Source organism: Duganella qianjiadongensis (genome assembly GCF_009857915.1).
Taxonomy (GTDB): Bacteria; Pseudomonadota; Gammaproteobacteria; order Burkholderiales; family Burkholderiaceae_D; genus Rugamonas; species Rugamonas qianjiadongensis.
Map to the genome: position 1 here is coordinate 1 of NZ_WWCM01000082.1, position 384 is coordinate 384.

Genomic DNA, 384 nt, shown 5'->3' on the forward strand with positions numbered 1-384 from the left:
AAGCCGCCTCGCTGTGCAATAAGCCTGAGCACTTCGTTCAGGCTTGGTCTGGCAGGTTGCGGTTTCTTGGCCAGCACGTAGGCGGCCTTGATTTCGGCCCAATCAAAGTAACGACCAGCGTCCAAGTCCGGACTGGTTCTTCCCAGGCGCATCAGGTATGCAACGCGCCATGCCACCACCATGAACATGGCCAGGGCACGCTCCAAACGGTCAAATCCGGACAACTGCAAGGCTTCGACTCGACAGGCATTTTTGAGGATATCGAACAGCATCTCGATTTCCCAACGCGCCCTGTACCAATCAATCAATTCATTGACTTCATCGAGCGAGCTGGCATGGCGATTCGTCAGCAACCGCCATTCAACTGGCTTGGTCCCTGCCGGC

General features: G+C 56.0%; 1 protein-coding gene. It reads right to left on the bottom strand.

The genetic code is table 11. The annotated features are described in order from the left end of the window. Positions 1-384: IS4 family transposase (locus GTP27_RS23365; protein WP_161041467.1), on the bottom strand; the 384-nt coding region annotated here is incomplete at both ends.